The organism is Streptococcus sp. OMI870 (assembly GCF_047460295.1).
GTDB lineage: Bacteria > Bacillota > Bacilli > Lactobacillales > Streptococcaceae > Streptococcus.
The window spans coordinates 113,149-127,434 of the sequence record NZ_JASHGM010000001.1 but is presented as its reverse complement, the minus strand read 5'-3'; the positions used below and the strand labels follow the sequence as shown (position 1 = coordinate 127,434).

Below are 14,286 nucleotides of genomic sequence, written 5' to 3'. Positions count from 1 at the left end.
ATAAAACCAAAAAATAAAAAAACAGGCACCTGCCTGCTTTTCTTTTATATTAGTACAAACGGTTAGCCCACGCGATATCCAAATTGAGGATTTCTTGAGAAGTGAACTGTTGGCGATAAGGATTATAAACTGTACCTGTAATACCACCTTGAACGTTTGGAGAATCATATTGAGTCAAATTATAGGTTTCAATGATATTGTTTAATTTTGCATAGTAGCTTGTATCTGTCGCATAAACACCCGTCAAAGCTGCTGTTGCATCTTGATAACTAGATGTATTGCTTTTCCAAGCTCCTGCAAAATGGCCTTGTTTTAAAACAGCTACATAGTCTTGTAAAGATTCATAGTAGGATGGATATGAACGGAAGGCGTCATTAATGGTATAAGCATTTCCAGCGCCGTCATCTTCCCAGGTTTGCATAACAGCGGATTGACCTGCATAACTACCTTTAATACCAAAAAGGTTGTAATGTGGGTAGGAAGAAAGTCCAGACTGTCCTGCCCCACTTTCTAAAAGGGCTTGCGCAATCATAACAGAAGCATAAAGGTCATTTTCTTGTCCAAGCTGACGAGCAGACTCTCCAATTTGTGAAATAAAGGCTTCGTTAGGATCAGAATAACCCTGATAAGTACCATCATTCGCTCCAACGGAAGTTACATGCTCGCTCATAGCAGCTGCAAATGTTCCAACTGCTAGAACTGAAACAAGCACCCCAAATATTTTCGTTTTATTCCGTATTTTTCTTTTCATAATTCAATTTATCTCCAATAAATTTTTATCATCTTTTATCTTTATAGAAATTATACCATATAAAAGAAAGAAAACAAGGTATTTTTATTACACTTGTATTACAATTGCGAGATAAATCCAAAACAAAAATGACATTTTCATGTCATTTCAATTTATTTCGTAAAATGCCTTTTCTAGGATTGCATCCCAAGACTTCTCTAAACCTTCTCTAGTTACTGAAGAAAAGATGATAAAGTCATCAGATGGATCAAATTCTAATTTTTTCTTGATAATGGATTCTTGCTTGTTCCATTTTCCGCGTGGAATTTTATCCGCCTTGGTTGCTACCAAGATCACAGGGATTTCATAGTATTTTAAAAATTCATACATCTGAATATCATCTGCAGAAGGTTCATGACGAAAATCGACCAGACTGACAACGGCTTTTAGATTTTCACGGCTGGTCAGGTATTCTTCAATCATGCGTCCCCACTTCTCCCGTTCTTTTTTAGAGACACGTGCATAGCCATAACCAGGTACATCCACTAAGCGTAATTTATCATCGATATTGAAGAAGTTTAACAACTGAGTTTTACCTGGTTTACCAGAGGTTCTAGCAAGATTCTTTCGATTTAAGAGAGTATTGATAAAAGAAGACTTGCCGACATTTGAGCGACCGGCAAGTGCAACTTCTGGAATCTCATCTTGAGGATAATGACTCTTATTCGCAGCGCTTAAGAGAATATCCGCATTATGTGTGTTTATTTCCATATTTAATCTTTCTATGCTGTTTCAAGAACTGGTTTTTCTGTTCCGTCAACAGCTTCTTTTGTGATTCGGACAAGTTTGACATCTTCTTGACTAGGAATTTCAAACATGACATCCATCATGGTTTCTTCGATAATCGAGCGAAGCCCACGAGCTCCTGTTTTTCTTTCGATTGCTTTATTAGCAATCTCTTGAAGGGCTTCATCATCGAATTCCAATTCAACATTGTCATAAGAGAGCAAGGTTTGGTATTGTTTTACCAAGGCATTGCGTGGCTCTTTTAGAATACGGACAAGATCCTCAACTGTCAATTGTTCAAGAGCTGCAAAGACTGGAAGACGACCAATCAATTCTGGGATAATACCGAATTTTTGAATATCTTCTGCAACAATTTCTTGCATGTAAGAGCTGGATTCATCGATGGCTTTGTTATTCTTACCGAAACCGATGACTTTCTCACCGAGACGTTGCTTAACAATTTCTTCGATCCCATCAAAAGCCCCACCTACGATAAAGAGGATGTTCTTGGTATCCACTTGAATCATCTCTTGTTGAGGGTGTTTGCGTCCACCTTGAGGTGGTACACTAGCGACAGTTCCTTCGATGATCTTCAAGAGAGCTTGTTGCACTCCTTCACCAGAGACGTCACGTGTAATAGAGATATTTTCACTTTTCTTAGCAATCTTATCAATTTCATCGACGTAGATGATGCCTCGTTCTGCGCGCTCGATATTGAAATCAGCTGCTTGAAGAAGTTTCAAGAGAATATTTTCAACGTCTTCACCCACATAACCGGCTTCTGTCAAGGCTGTTGCATCAGCAATAGCAAATGGGACATTCAAGCTACGTGCTAAGGTTTGGGCCAAGAAAGTCTTACCCGAACCAGTAGGTCCAATCATGAGGATGTTTGATTTTTGCAATTCAACATCTGTCTCGTCTTCGCGCGTATCATGGAAGTTAATGCGTTTGTAGTGGTTGTATACCGCTACAGCAAGGGCACGTTTTGCACGATCTTGACCGATGACATAGTGGTTCAAGATATTGAGCAATTCGATTGGTTTTGGAACTTCACTAAGGTCAGCAAGGACTTCTTCAGCAAGCTCCTCCCGGATGATTTCTTGAGCTAACTCTACACATTCATTACAGATAAACGCATTGTTTCCTGCAATGATTTTTTGGACTTCATCTTGGCTCTTTCCGCAAAATGAACAATAAACCATCATATCATTATTTTGATTCGTTGGCATGTATTTCCTCTTTCTGTCATTTTCTGTTTCTATTTAGTTTAAAATAAGGTCATGTAAAAGGCGTGAATGGAATTCACAAGATTGGTAAAAGCATTTAGTAAGAATAAAATAGCGAGGCCAAACCGTTTTTTACGAAAGGTTTGTAAGGCGCAAATCAAACAGATGACACATAGGACAGCTGTAAAAAAACCAAAGACACTTCGCTCCATTAGTCTAAATCCTTTCTCTTGTAATAGTTGACCGTGAAATCGTATGAATTTTTCTCATCTTTTAAATGGGGAACTTGACGGACTCTTTCATAGTGACTCTCTTCAAATTTTGGTGCCAATGCGTCTCCATCAATAGTTGCATGAATCATGGTCTGGATCAACTCTTCTAACTGATCAGAAAAGAGCCTTAAAATCTGACTCCCCCCAATAATGTAAAGATTCTTGTCCTGGTTTCGATACCAGTCTAAAACCTCTTCTTTACTGTGCATAACAAGTACAGCGTCATTTTCAGGATCATAAGCCTGATCTTGGGTTAAGATAATGCTGGTCCGCCCCGGTAAAACCCGCTTTTTCATTCCATCAAAGGTCACTCTTCCCATGAGAATCGCTTGCCCCATGGTTGTTTCTTTGAAATGCTGAAGCTCTGCTGGCAGATGCCAAGGCATCACTTGGTCTTTTCCAATAATACCATTTTCAGTCTGAGCCCAGATACCAATAATCTTTTTCATTCTCTCATCCTTTACACTGATACTTCTATTTTATCAAATTTTCTTATAAAAGACTGATTTCAACTATCTGGTTTAGAAGATATTTTTTAAATATAAACAGAAAAAACCGCGAGGATTTCGCGGTTTTTCTTAGCCACAATTTAGCTTAGTCTTCTTTTTTGCGTTTTGCAAATCCGAATAATGAGAGACCTGCTAAAGCACTAAAGATTGCAAGACCAGCAGATGAAGATTCTTTTGTTCCTGTATTTGGAAGTTGTGCAGTAGGATTTTGTGGATCGATATACTTCACTTCTTCTTTCGTTTCTGGAACGATAGGAATCGTTGGCTCTTCTGGTTTTGGTTGTGGAGTAGGCTGTGGTTGTGGAGTAGGCTGTGGTTGTGGCTCTGGTGTCGGAGTTGGATCCGGCGTTGGAGTTGGATCCGGCGTTGGAGTTGGATCCGGCGTTGGAGTTGGTGTCACAGTCTTCTTGTAGATATGTTGAGTATTTCCATCTTTATCTACAACAGTCTTCACGAAGTCATAACCTGGGATTTCTTTCTTCGGTTGTTCCCCATCTTCTGTAGGGGTACCTGGGATTGGATCTCCATTTTCGTCTACGTATGAAGTTTTAACTTTTTCATAGACGTGTTCAGTATCACCATTAGGCAATTTCTTCGTTTCCACAAAGCGATAACCTGGAATTTCAGCTTTTGGCTCTTCTCCATCAACTGTAGGGTATCCTGGGATTTCCTTACCTTCTTTATCAACAAATTTAGTGATTGGAAGAACAGTTGGTGTGTAAGTTGCAGAAGCTTTTGTTCCGTTCATATCTTCACGAACCACTGTCACTGCTGGTGCAGTACCAGTAAATTCAGGTTCTGGAGTAAAGGTTACTGTTCCGTCTGCTGCTACTGTGTAAGTACCAACACCTGGAATTGTCTTCGTAGTTGAACCATCGTCAAATGTTGCTGGAACTTCGTCATTCATTGGTACACGGCTATCACCTTCTGTGAAGCTTGGTTTACCTGTTTGAGTAGCACCCTTCTTACCAATTGACGTAACTGGTTCACCCGTTGGAGCAACTGGTGTTACTGTTGGGGTGTAAGTCGCTGTAATTGGTGTACCGTTCTTATCAACACGTTTGACAGTTACGCCTGTACCTGTTCCTGTGAATGATTTTTCTGGTACGAAGGTTACTGTTCCATCTGGAGCAACTGTATAAGTCCCTTCGCCTGGAATGGTCTTCGTAGTTGAGCCATCTTCAAAGGTTGCTGGAACTTCATCATCCATTGGCACACTTGGGTTACCAGGCGTGAAGCTTGGTTTACCAGATTGTGTTTTACCTTGGATGTCTGTAGAAGTTGCTGGCTCAGCTGTTGGAGTCACAGGAGTTACAGTTGGTGTGTAGGTTGCAGAAGCTTTGGTTCCGTTCACATCTTCACGAACCACTGTCACTGCTGGTGCAGTTCCGACAAATGATTTCTCTGGTACGAAGGTCACTGTTCCATCTGGGGCTACAGTATAAGTACCAACGCCTTCAACCGTCTTCGTAGTTGAACCATCTTCGAAGGTTGCTGGAACTTCGTCATTCAATGGTACACGGCTATCACCTTCTGTGAAGCTTGGTTTACCTGTTTGAGTCGCACCTTGTACATCAGTAGATACTGCTGGAGTACCAGTTGGTGTTACTGGTGTTACGGTTGGTGTGTACATAGCTTTCACAACTGTACCATTCTTATCTTGGCGTTGAACCACGATTCCTGCTGCGGTTCCAACAAATGATTTTTCTGGTACGAAGGTTACTGTTCCGTCTGGAGCAACTGTGTATGTACCTTCACCTGGAACAACTTTAGTAGTTGAACCGTCAACAAATGTTGCAGGTACATCATCGTCCATTGGCACTGCAGGATTTCCTTCTGTGAAGCTTGGTTTACCCGTTTGAGTAGCACCTTGAATATCAGTTGATGTAGCTGGTTCTGCTGTTGGAACTACTGGAGTGATGTATGGTGTGTACGTTGTACGTGCAAAGGTACCATTTGCATCTTCCATTGAAACGCCTACAGGAAGAACTTCACCTGAGTAAGCTTTGTTAGTTGGAGTGAAGATCACTTCACCTTTCTCTTTATCTACTGTGAAGATACCGATGATATCTCCTGCAGGTGAGAAGGCATCCAATTGATCAGTTGGGTTACCAGAATCATCGTAAAGTTTCAAGGTTGAAGGGTTCATAGGAGCAATTGGATCCCCTTCTGTGAAGGTTGGTTTTCCTGTTTGAACAATTCCTTGAGGAGCTTCTGATCTAGCTGGTTTTGCTGTTGGAGTGATTGGTGTTACAGTTGGTGTGTAGGTCGCAGAAGCTTTGGTTCCGTTCATATCTTCACGAACCACTGTCACTGCTGGTGCTTCACCAACAAAGCGTGGGTCTGGTGTGAAGGTTACAGTTCCATCTGCTGCTACTGTGTAGATACCAACACCAAGAACTTCTTTGGTTGTTGAACCATCTTCAAAGGTTGCAGGAACTGCATCGTTCATAGGAACATTTTCATGACCTGCCGTGAAGGTTGGTTTACCTGTTTGGATTTGACCTTGCTTATCAGTTGAAGTTGCTGGCTCAGCAGTTGGGATTACTGGTGTCACTGTTGGTGTGTAAGTTGCAGTAACTGGAGTACCGTTCTTATCAACACGTTTCACTGTTACGCCTGTACCTGTTCCTGTGAATGATTTCTCTGGTACGAAGGTTACTGTTCCATCTGGAGCAACTGTGTAAGTTCCTTCACCATCGACAGTCTTCGTAGTTGAGCCATCTTCGAAGGTAGCTGGAGTATCTTCATCGATTGGAACATTTGGATTTCCTTCGGTGAAGGTTGGTTTACCTGTTTGAGTTGCACCTTGGATATCTGTCGATGTTGCATCTTCAGAAGTTGGGACAACTGGAGTAATCTTAGGTGTGTAAGTTGTTTCTACTGTTGTTCCATTAGTATCAGCCGCTTGAACCTTAACTGGAACTACATCACCTGAGTAAGATTTATCTGTTGGTGTGAAAGTAACTACACCTGTGTCTTTATCAACTGTGTATGTACCGATCACATCACCTGCTGGTGATTTCGCTTCTACTGATGCCGCTGGTTGACCATTTTCATCAAGAAGAGTAATGGTATTCTTGTCGATTGGTGCAACTGGGTCACCTTCAGTGAAGGTTACGGTTCCAGTTTGAACCAAACCTTGAGGTGCTTCAGATTCAGCAGGAGTTGCTGTTGGGGTTACTGGAGTCACAGTTGGTGTGTAAGTCGCAGATGCTTTGGTTCCATTCTTATCTTCACGAACAACCGTTACGGCTGGCGCTTTACCTGTGAATGATTTTTCAGGGACAAAGGTTACAGTTCCGTCTGCTGCTACTGTGTAAGTACCAACGCCATCCACTGTCTTGGTAGTTGAACCATCGTCGAAAGTAGCTGGAACGTCTTCATTCATTGGTACTCGGCTGTCACCTTCAGTAAATTCAGGCTTACCTGTTTGAGTTTGACCTTGTTTACCTGTTGTTTCAACTGGTGTAGCAGTTGGAGTTACTGGTGTCACAGTTGGTGTGTAAGTTGCAGAAGCTTTGGTTCCGTTCTTATCTTCACGAACAACCGTCACTGCTGGCGCTGTTCCGACGAATGATTTTTCTGGTACAAACGTAACAGTACCGTCTGCTGCTACTGTGTAAGTACCAACACCGTCTACAGTCTTAGTCGTTGAACCATCGTCAAATGTTGCTGGAACATCATCGTTCATTGGCACACGGCTATCGCCTTCAGTAAATACAGGTTTGCCAGTTTGTGTAGCACCTTGGATATCTGTAGTTTCAACCGGTGTAGCTGTTGGTTTAACAGGAGTTACAGTTGGTGTATAGGTCGCAGAGGCTTTAGTTCCGTTCTTATCTTCACGGACAACGGTTACAGCTGGAGCAGTTCCGACGAATGATTTTTCTGGTACAAATGTCACTGTTCCATCTGGAGCTACTGTGTAAGTACCAACACCTTCAACGGTCTTAGTTGTTGAACCGTCATCAAATGTCGCTGGAACATCTTCGTTTATTTCAACAGTCTTCTCAACGCCATCAACCGTTACAGTTCCACCCTTGAATTCAGGCTTACCTTTTTGTGTAGCACCTTGGATGTCTGTTGTTTCTGCTGGTGTTGCGGTTGGAGTTACTGGTAAAACTGTTGGAGTGTAGGTTGCAGAAGCTTTGGTTCCGTTCTTATCTTCGCGAATAACGGTCACTGCTGGGGCAGTTCCCACGAATGATTTTTCTGGAACAAATGTAACAGTACCGTCTGCTGCTACTGTGTATGTACCAACACCTTCAACAGTCTTAGTTGTTGAACCGTCATCAAATGTTGCTGGAACATCTTCGTTGATTTCAACAGTCTTCTCAACGCCATCAACTGTTACAGTTCCACCCTTGAATTCAGGTTTACCTGTTTGAGTGGCACCTTGAACATCTTTTGTTTCAGCTGGTGTTGCTGTTGGGGTTACTGGAACGATTTCTGGTGTGTAAGTTGTATCCACCTTGATACCGTTTGAACTTTCAGCTTGAACCTTAGCTGGGGTTACTTTACCAGTGTATGATTTGTCTGTTGGTGTGAAGGTTACTTGACCTGTTGCTGGATCAATAGAGAAAGTACCAATTTCAGTTGTACCATCTTCAGCAAAGGCTGGTGTGCTTGAAACTTCGTTACCATCTTTATCTAGCAATGTGTAGCTATTGTCTTTAATGGTAATAGCTTTATCTTCACCATTTACTTGAACAGTTGTCCCTGCAAAAGTTGGTGTTCCTGTTTGTGTTGCCCCTTGAACATCTTTAGAAGTTGCAGGGTTTGCAGTTGGAACTGCTGGCACAACAGTTGGTGTGTAGGTCGCATCTGAAGTAATGGTTGCAGTCTTACCATTGGCATTTGTAATGGTAGCAGTTGCCTGAACAGTTACTCCTTTTGCAGTACCAACAAAGTCTTTTTCAGGTGTGAAGGTCACCGCTCCTGTAGTAGGATCGATTGTATAGCTACCTTCTCCTGCTACTGTCACAGTTGTTTCATCAGTCGGTTGACCAGTTGCGGGATCCACCAATTTCTTGCTTGTGATTTCAGCAGTCTTATCATTACTTAAATCAAAGGTTGGTGTTTGGGTTTGAGGAACGTTTTGAACATCCACAGAAATCTTGTCTGTAGGAGTTACTGTGATTGGTGTGACAGTTGGAGTGTACTTAGCTGTAGCTGTCTTGATGTACTCCTTTTGAACCTTACCGTCTTTATTACGTCCAACTGGCGCTGATAATGTAACATCCACACCTTTGGCTGTACCAGTAAAGCTTGGATCTGGAGTGAAGGTTACTTCACCCGTTGAAGGATTAATCGTATAAGTTCCTTCCCCTTCAACTGTTACAGATGGCTCATCAATCGTGCGACCTGTAGCTGGATCTACCAACTTAGCCGGGTATTCTGCACTTGGAGTGATTGCAATCTTATCACCATTTAAGTTAGTAGCAGTTGTATTAAAGGTAGGTGTTTCTTTTTGAGTTGCCCCTTGAACATCAGTCGAAGTTTTGTCAACCCCTTCAATCTCAATTGGAGTGACTGTTGGAACGTATTGACCATCCATAGTATTCAACTGACCATTAATGTTTGGTTCTTGGTCTGGGAATTTGGTTGACCATCCAGTATCGTAACCGTTGTTATCTGAACGACGGATAGAAATACCATCAGCTGTTCCAAGGAAGTTATCTTCTGGGATAAATTCAACGTCCACATCTTTACCGTTGGCAGTAATCTTATACTTCCCTTGACCTGGTACAACATAGTAACCTTCCGTATCAAGTGTTGCACGGTTGCCATCTTTGTCAACGATGTATGGTTCTACTGTCTCGTCGATGACTGCATGAGAGTTAGCTTCATACTTGTGCTCTCCACGTGCTGTAAAGGTTACAGTTGCTGTTTGTTTAGTAGCTTGGGGACCAGAAGTTTCCTTGAATTCCCCCTTTGGTGGGTGGGTAATTTGAGTTTTGAAGTCTTCCACTTCCCCTGAGAAAGCCATACCAGTTGGGCTTTCAATCTCAGTAGCTTTCTTGGCAATACGGACACGAGCACCAAGTTCGTTGACGCTAGGGTCGATATAAGTCTTGCTGTTTGCAAAGGTCAACTCAACAGTGCCATCTTGTGTGATTGTAGCGAGATTTGAGCGTTCATCCTCATCGAATTTACCATTTTGGTTAAAGTCTACCCAACCATAGATATGTGCTTCTGAAGCTCCATCCAAATGGGCTTCAACTGACATCTTGTAGTTACCTGGGCGTGTACGGTCCATCTTGATCATCTCATTGGTTGTCCCTTTGAGATCGCTTGGAAGCAATTGGTTAATTCCTTCATCGGCCGTAGTTGCCTTATCATCACCGAACCAGTCAAGAGTCGTGTTTTCATCCATATCTGGGCTCACATTACCAAGATACGGTTGATTTACTTTAGCTCCAGTAACACCGTCAACAGTTGCAATGGTATGGACTGCTTTCCCATATGACTCAGGAGCATCCCCTTCATCAAGTGGGAAGAATCCTAGCATTGCTGACTGTTTACCAGCTGAAGCGATATAAAGTCCCACTTCAGATGCTCCACGTGTCATCACGAGTGGAACTGTTCTATTTCCTTCAGAAATGTTTGGTCCAAAGATACCGGTTCCTAGACCACTCGTAACTTGGTCAGGATTTCCAAAGTACTTCCATGCTACTGGTTTCTTATCTGGTCCAGCTTGAGGAGAATTATCACGAAGTTGTCTTAGGTTAATGTTATTATATTTAGGTTTAGAACCAAAAAGATTCTCTGTATCTTGTGGTTCATAAGGAACAGAGGTGGCTGGTCTAGTAGTTTTCTTCCATTCCCCAATGTGCTGCCAACCTTGTCCGTTGGTAGTGAACATAACAAATTCACCAGGGTTAGCAGACTCACCATCAGCCATAACAATAGCTGGCTTAACTTTCTTTCCACGGAAGGTTGCAGAGATTTCAAACTGAATTCCAATATTCCCACCATTATATGCAGAACTCATGGTAGTCTTTTTGGCTTTCGTATCAACGTTTTCATGTTTAACTTCAGTCCAACGGTTTTGGGCATCAGCGATAACGTCGGCCTCTTTGCCATCATTAAAATATTGCCTAGCAATTGGTGAAGTAACACCCTTTACATATCCATTTTTTGCATTTGGATCATAGGTCGCTTTTTCAGCTTCTGTAGCCCCTTGTTCTTCCATCCGTTTTTTATAGATTTCAGTCGCTTGGAATGGTTTCAAGGATTTGACTTTTACAGTGACTACATAACCAGGCATGATTTCCTTGGTATAGGTAGCCCCAACTTGAAGTGCTAAGCTCTCTTCTAACTCATTTGGTTTTAATTCATTTTTAGCGACCTGGATTGTTTTTGCTCCTGTCCAGTTGGCTACATCTCCAAAGTCCAACCATGAGATTTGGCTAGTCATAGATTTGGCATCAAGATCTGTTGTAAAGCCAGGTTTTTCAACTTTTGGAGTTGAAGTTGCATCTTCAACATCATCCCCAATCAAGCTTTCATCATTAGGATCCCCGATTGCACGACGAGTACGACGACGGCCTCTTGTTTCATCTGTAGAAGGTGTATCAGTGGCCGCTGGTGCTTCTACGCCTGCCGCAATTTCTTCCTTCTTATCTGCACTTGTTGTAGCTACTTCTGCCACCTTGATTGCTGGAGTAACAGCTTCTAATCTTGGTGTTTCAGAAGCTGTTGATGTTGCAGGGGCAGCTGAAGTTGCAGATGCGGCTGTGCTGGTGCTACTTGCTTGACTAGTTGAAGCAGGCGCTGCAGCAGTTGATGTAGCTGGAGCAGTGATTGCTGCGTTTGCATCATAAGTCGATGTCGTTGCAGCTGTTGATGTTGCTGAAGTTGCTGTAGCTGTTGACGCTTCAGGCGCCTCTGATGCTGCCGTAACAGCTGCTACACTTTCACTCGTCGTATCTGTATTTTCTTCTGCGGCTGCACTTGCTGCTGTACCAACCATAACAAGTGTTCCCAAAAGTACTGAGCAAACGCCCACATTCAGTTTACGAATTGAGAATCTGCTAATACGATCATTAAATAAGTCTTTCCCCATCTAATGGACCTCCATTTTTTTCTATAGTTTAACTTCCTTTTTTTATTGAATAGTTTTTTCCAAACCTTATCTATTTTAACAAAACCCGAACGATTTTCAAAACATTTTGACTCAAAAATGAGTAAAAATTTATAGCTTTATTCGTTTTAAATTCAAAACTATTTTCCTATTAAATAAAGGGCTTGAAAAACCTTTATTTAATCACTAAATCGCAAGATCGAACTTTAATTGTGGCTTCACTGGATTGTAATCGACCAGTTCAAAATCTTCTGGTTTGATATCAAAGAAATTAGTTCCATCTGGCACGTTCAAGACCAGGTGCGGTTGACAATCAGAAGGCTTGCGACGGAGCAATTCTTCAGCCTGTTCAAATTGATTATCATAAATATGAAGGTTATTAATGAAGTAAAAGAACTTTCCGACCTTCCAGCCGAAGTGCTTGGCAATCATCATCTGTAGCGCTACATACTGCATGGCGTTGATATGGTGGGCCACCAACATATCATTCGAACGTTGGGTTAAGGTCGCATCCAGATAGATTTCTCCATCCACGCGCCTCACGTCAAACATGGTTTGAAAAGCACATGGCAGAAGACCTTCTGTCTCTTCAAAGGCATCATAATCCCAAAGCGAGATGATGTTGCGGCGATTCCAAGGATTGTCTTCTAATTGCTTGAGAATTTTATTGGTAATGTCATGCTTTTTGACCACTGCACCATAGCGCTGACCGATAGTCCGACTATCCCCCACTTCCCAGTCGTTCCAATAATGGACATTGTACTTTTCTTCTAAGACATCTAAACGATTGGACTGGTCTTGGTAAATCCAGAGCATCTCTTTGATAGCTGATTTAATAGCGATAGGACGAAGGGTCGTAATGGGAAACTCGCCTTTTGCAAGATCAAACTCCATAAAGGCACCTGTGATGTATTTGGAGTTGGCAGTTCTACCATCCTTGTATTTAGGTCGGGCCTGTTCCGACCAAACACCTTCTTCCATGATTTTCCGAATATACTCTTTAAAAATCGTATCTGCTTTTGTCATATCTCCTCCTTTAATCTACTATTGCCTACATTATATCACAGGATAAAGAAAAAAGGAGAGACAAATCTCCTTTTAATCTTATTGTAATACTAGAGATGCGGCACCAATGACACCCGCATCATTTCCCAATGTAGCAAGCGCCAATTGAGTAGATTCACGTACTTGTGGGAATGAGTTTTCTTCAAAGACCTTGCGCACGCCATCCAAGAGGAAGTCTCCAGCAGCAGATACCCCACCACCGATAACGATCTTAGATGGGTTCAAGGTTGAACCAATATTGGCTGCAGCAAGTCCAAGGTAACGTGAGAAGTTCTTATAAACGATCAAAGCAAGAGCGTCACCCTCTTTTGCTAGATCAAAGACAGTTTTAGCGGTTACTTCTTCACCATTGTCGATCAAGACTTTCAATTGAGAGTCCCCTTCGTACTCATCTGCATAACGACGAGTCAAGTTGACGATCCCTGTTGCTGATGCAACCGTTTCAAGACAGCCTTTTTTACCACAGGTACATTTGATTGGATCATCAAAGTCAACCGTAATGTGACCAAGTTCCCCAGCAGCTCCACGCACACCGTGCAAGAGACGACCTTCAGCGACGATACCTCCGCCAACACCTGTACCAAGTGTCATGAAGACAACATCTGGTTGGTTTTCACCAGCCCCTTTCCAACGTTCACCCAAAGCAGCAACGTTGGCATCGTTATCAATGAAGAATGGAATATGAAGGGCACTTTCGATCTTTTCTTTAACGGGTTGAAGGGTCTTCCAGTTCAAGTTGTAGGCCCCGATAACTGTACCTTTTTCACGGTCAACAACACCAGGCGATCCCATTCCGATTCCTTGAAATTCAGAGGCATCAAGCCCAAGCATCTCCAAACGATGAGCGATCGATTCGATCATATCATCTACAATATGACTTCCTTCATCCAAAATATTTGTTTTAATAGACCATTTTTCTTGAACTTCCCCATCTAAAGTGAGGATAGCAAACTTGATGGAAGTTCCTCCAAGGTCAATACCGATAATTTTTTTAGACATCTGTAACTCCTTTCAAACTTGTATACACTTACAGTTCTATTATATCAGACTTTTTATCAAACGCAAAGGTTTGCACGTAACTTTTCTTAACTTTTTAACAAGAGGCTGAAGGATTGAAATCCTAGAAGCAGGAAAATCAAACCAATAATATTCAGGAGAATGACACTGATTGATAATGGACTGACAATTAAGAACAAGCCGATAAAGAGCTGCACCAAGGCAAAGAAAATATAGCGCTTGGAAAGCTCTTCAATCTTCTTGGAATAGAAGTTGGCTTTTCGGAAATTTAAAATGGAGCGATAGATCAGCCAAATCCCTAAGGTGACTGGGAAGACAATCGGTAAGGTCTGGTAGCCATATAGTAGCAAGTAAACTGCAAACACCAAGGCAACCATACTGTGAAAGAGCTGTTGCTGCTTGATAATACCTGACTGACGCAATCGGTAATAGCGTGAAAAACGTGAAAATGAAATTAAAAAGAAGCCACAGGAGATCAACCAGCTAAAAGAGCCGATGTGCTCAATTGGATTGATAAACAAGACAATACCAATAATGGTAAACATAGTAGCTGAAATTCCAAGAGATATGCGATTCAATTGATTCATAGGGCCTC

At 42.0% G+C, this 14,286-nt stretch carries 8 protein-coding genes; all 8 read right to left on the bottom strand.

The genetic code is table 11. The features are described from left to right. Nucleotides 1-49: 49 nt before the first annotated feature. Nucleotides 50-751 carry a glucosaminidase domain-containing protein gene (locus QM968_RS00625; RefSeq protein ID WP_414325651.1) on the bottom strand — a complete coding sequence of 234 codons (702 nt, stop codon included), beginning with the start codon at nt 749-751 and terminating at the stop codon, nt 50-52. Between the two features lie 147 nt (nt 752-898). Then, on the bottom strand, nt 899-1,501 hold the full coding sequence (yihA, locus tag QM968_RS00620; protein WP_414381380.1) for a ribosome biogenesis GTP-binding protein YihA/YsxC: 603 nt from the start codon (nt 1,499-1,501) through the stop codon (nt 899-901). 11 nt (nt 1,502-1,512) lie between these two features. After that, nucleotides 1,513-2,745 (bottom strand): ATP-dependent Clp protease ATP-binding subunit ClpX, encoded by a 1,233-nt coding sequence (gene clpX / locus QM968_RS00615; RefSeq protein ID WP_414381377.1) that lies wholly within the window; start codon nt 2,743-2,745, stop codon nt 1,513-1,515. A gap of 208 nt (nt 2,746-2,953) precedes the next feature. Beyond that, the gene (locus QM968_RS00610; protein ID WP_414381375.1) at nt 2,954-3,463 is read right to left on the bottom strand and encodes a dihydrofolate reductase; all 510 of its coding nucleotides are present in this window, start codon (nt 3,461-3,463) and stop codon (nt 2,954-2,956) included. A gap of 145 nt (nt 3,464-3,608) precedes the next feature. Beyond that, on the bottom strand, nt 3,609-11,591 hold the full coding sequence (locus QM968_RS00605) for a CshA/CshB family fibrillar adhesin-related protein (RefSeq protein WP_414381373.1): 7,983 nt from the start codon (nt 11,589-11,591) through the stop codon (nt 3,609-3,611). Nucleotides 11,592-11,795: 204 nt separating this feature from the next. Continuing rightward, a complete protein-coding gene (locus QM968_RS00600; RefSeq protein ID WP_414381371.1) occupies nt 11,796-12,635 on the bottom strand; it encodes a thymidylate synthase in 840 nt (279 codons plus the stop codon). A gap of 78 nt (nt 12,636-12,713) precedes the next feature. Continuing rightward, a complete protein-coding gene (locus QM968_RS00595) occupies nt 12,714-13,673 on the bottom strand; it encodes an ROK family glucokinase (protein WP_414381368.1) in 960 nt (319 codons plus the stop codon). An 86-nt stretch (nt 13,674-13,759) separates the two neighbouring features. After that, entirely contained in the window at nt 13,760-14,278 is a 519-nt protein-coding gene (locus QM968_RS00590) for a hypothetical protein (RefSeq protein ID WP_414381365.1), read from the bottom strand. Between the last annotated feature and the right edge of the window lie 8 nt (nt 14,279-14,286).

Bases quoted from the DNA above. Each gene is read 5' to 3' on its own strand.
- QM968_RS00625 (WP_414325651.1), bottom strand. From the start codon at position 751: ATGAAAAGAAAAATACGGAATAAAACGAAAATATTTGGGGTGCTTGTT.
- yihA (WP_414381380.1), bottom strand. From the start codon at position 1,501: ATGGAAATAAACACACATAATGCGGATATTCTCTTAAGCGCTGCGAAT.
- clpX (WP_414381377.1), bottom strand. From the start codon at position 2,745: ATGCCAACGAATCAAAATAATGATATGATGGTTTATTGTTCATTTTGC.
- QM968_RS00610 (WP_414381375.1), bottom strand. From the start codon at position 3,463: ATGAAAAAGATTATTGGTATCTGGGCTCAGACTGAAAATGGTATTATT.
- QM968_RS00605 (WP_414381373.1), bottom strand. From the start codon at position 11,591: ATGGGGAAAGACTTATTTAATGATCGTATTAGCAGATTCTCAATTCGT.
- QM968_RS00600 (WP_414381371.1), bottom strand. From the start codon at position 12,635: ATGACAAAAGCAGATACGATTTTTAAAGAGTATATTCGGAAAATCATG.
- QM968_RS00595 (WP_414381368.1), bottom strand. From the start codon at position 13,673: ATGTCTAAAAAAATTATCGGTATTGACCTTGGAGGAACTTCCATCAAG.
- QM968_RS00590 (WP_414381365.1), bottom strand. From the start codon at position 14,278: ATGAATCAATTGAATCGCATATCTCTTGGAATTTCAGCTACTATGTTT.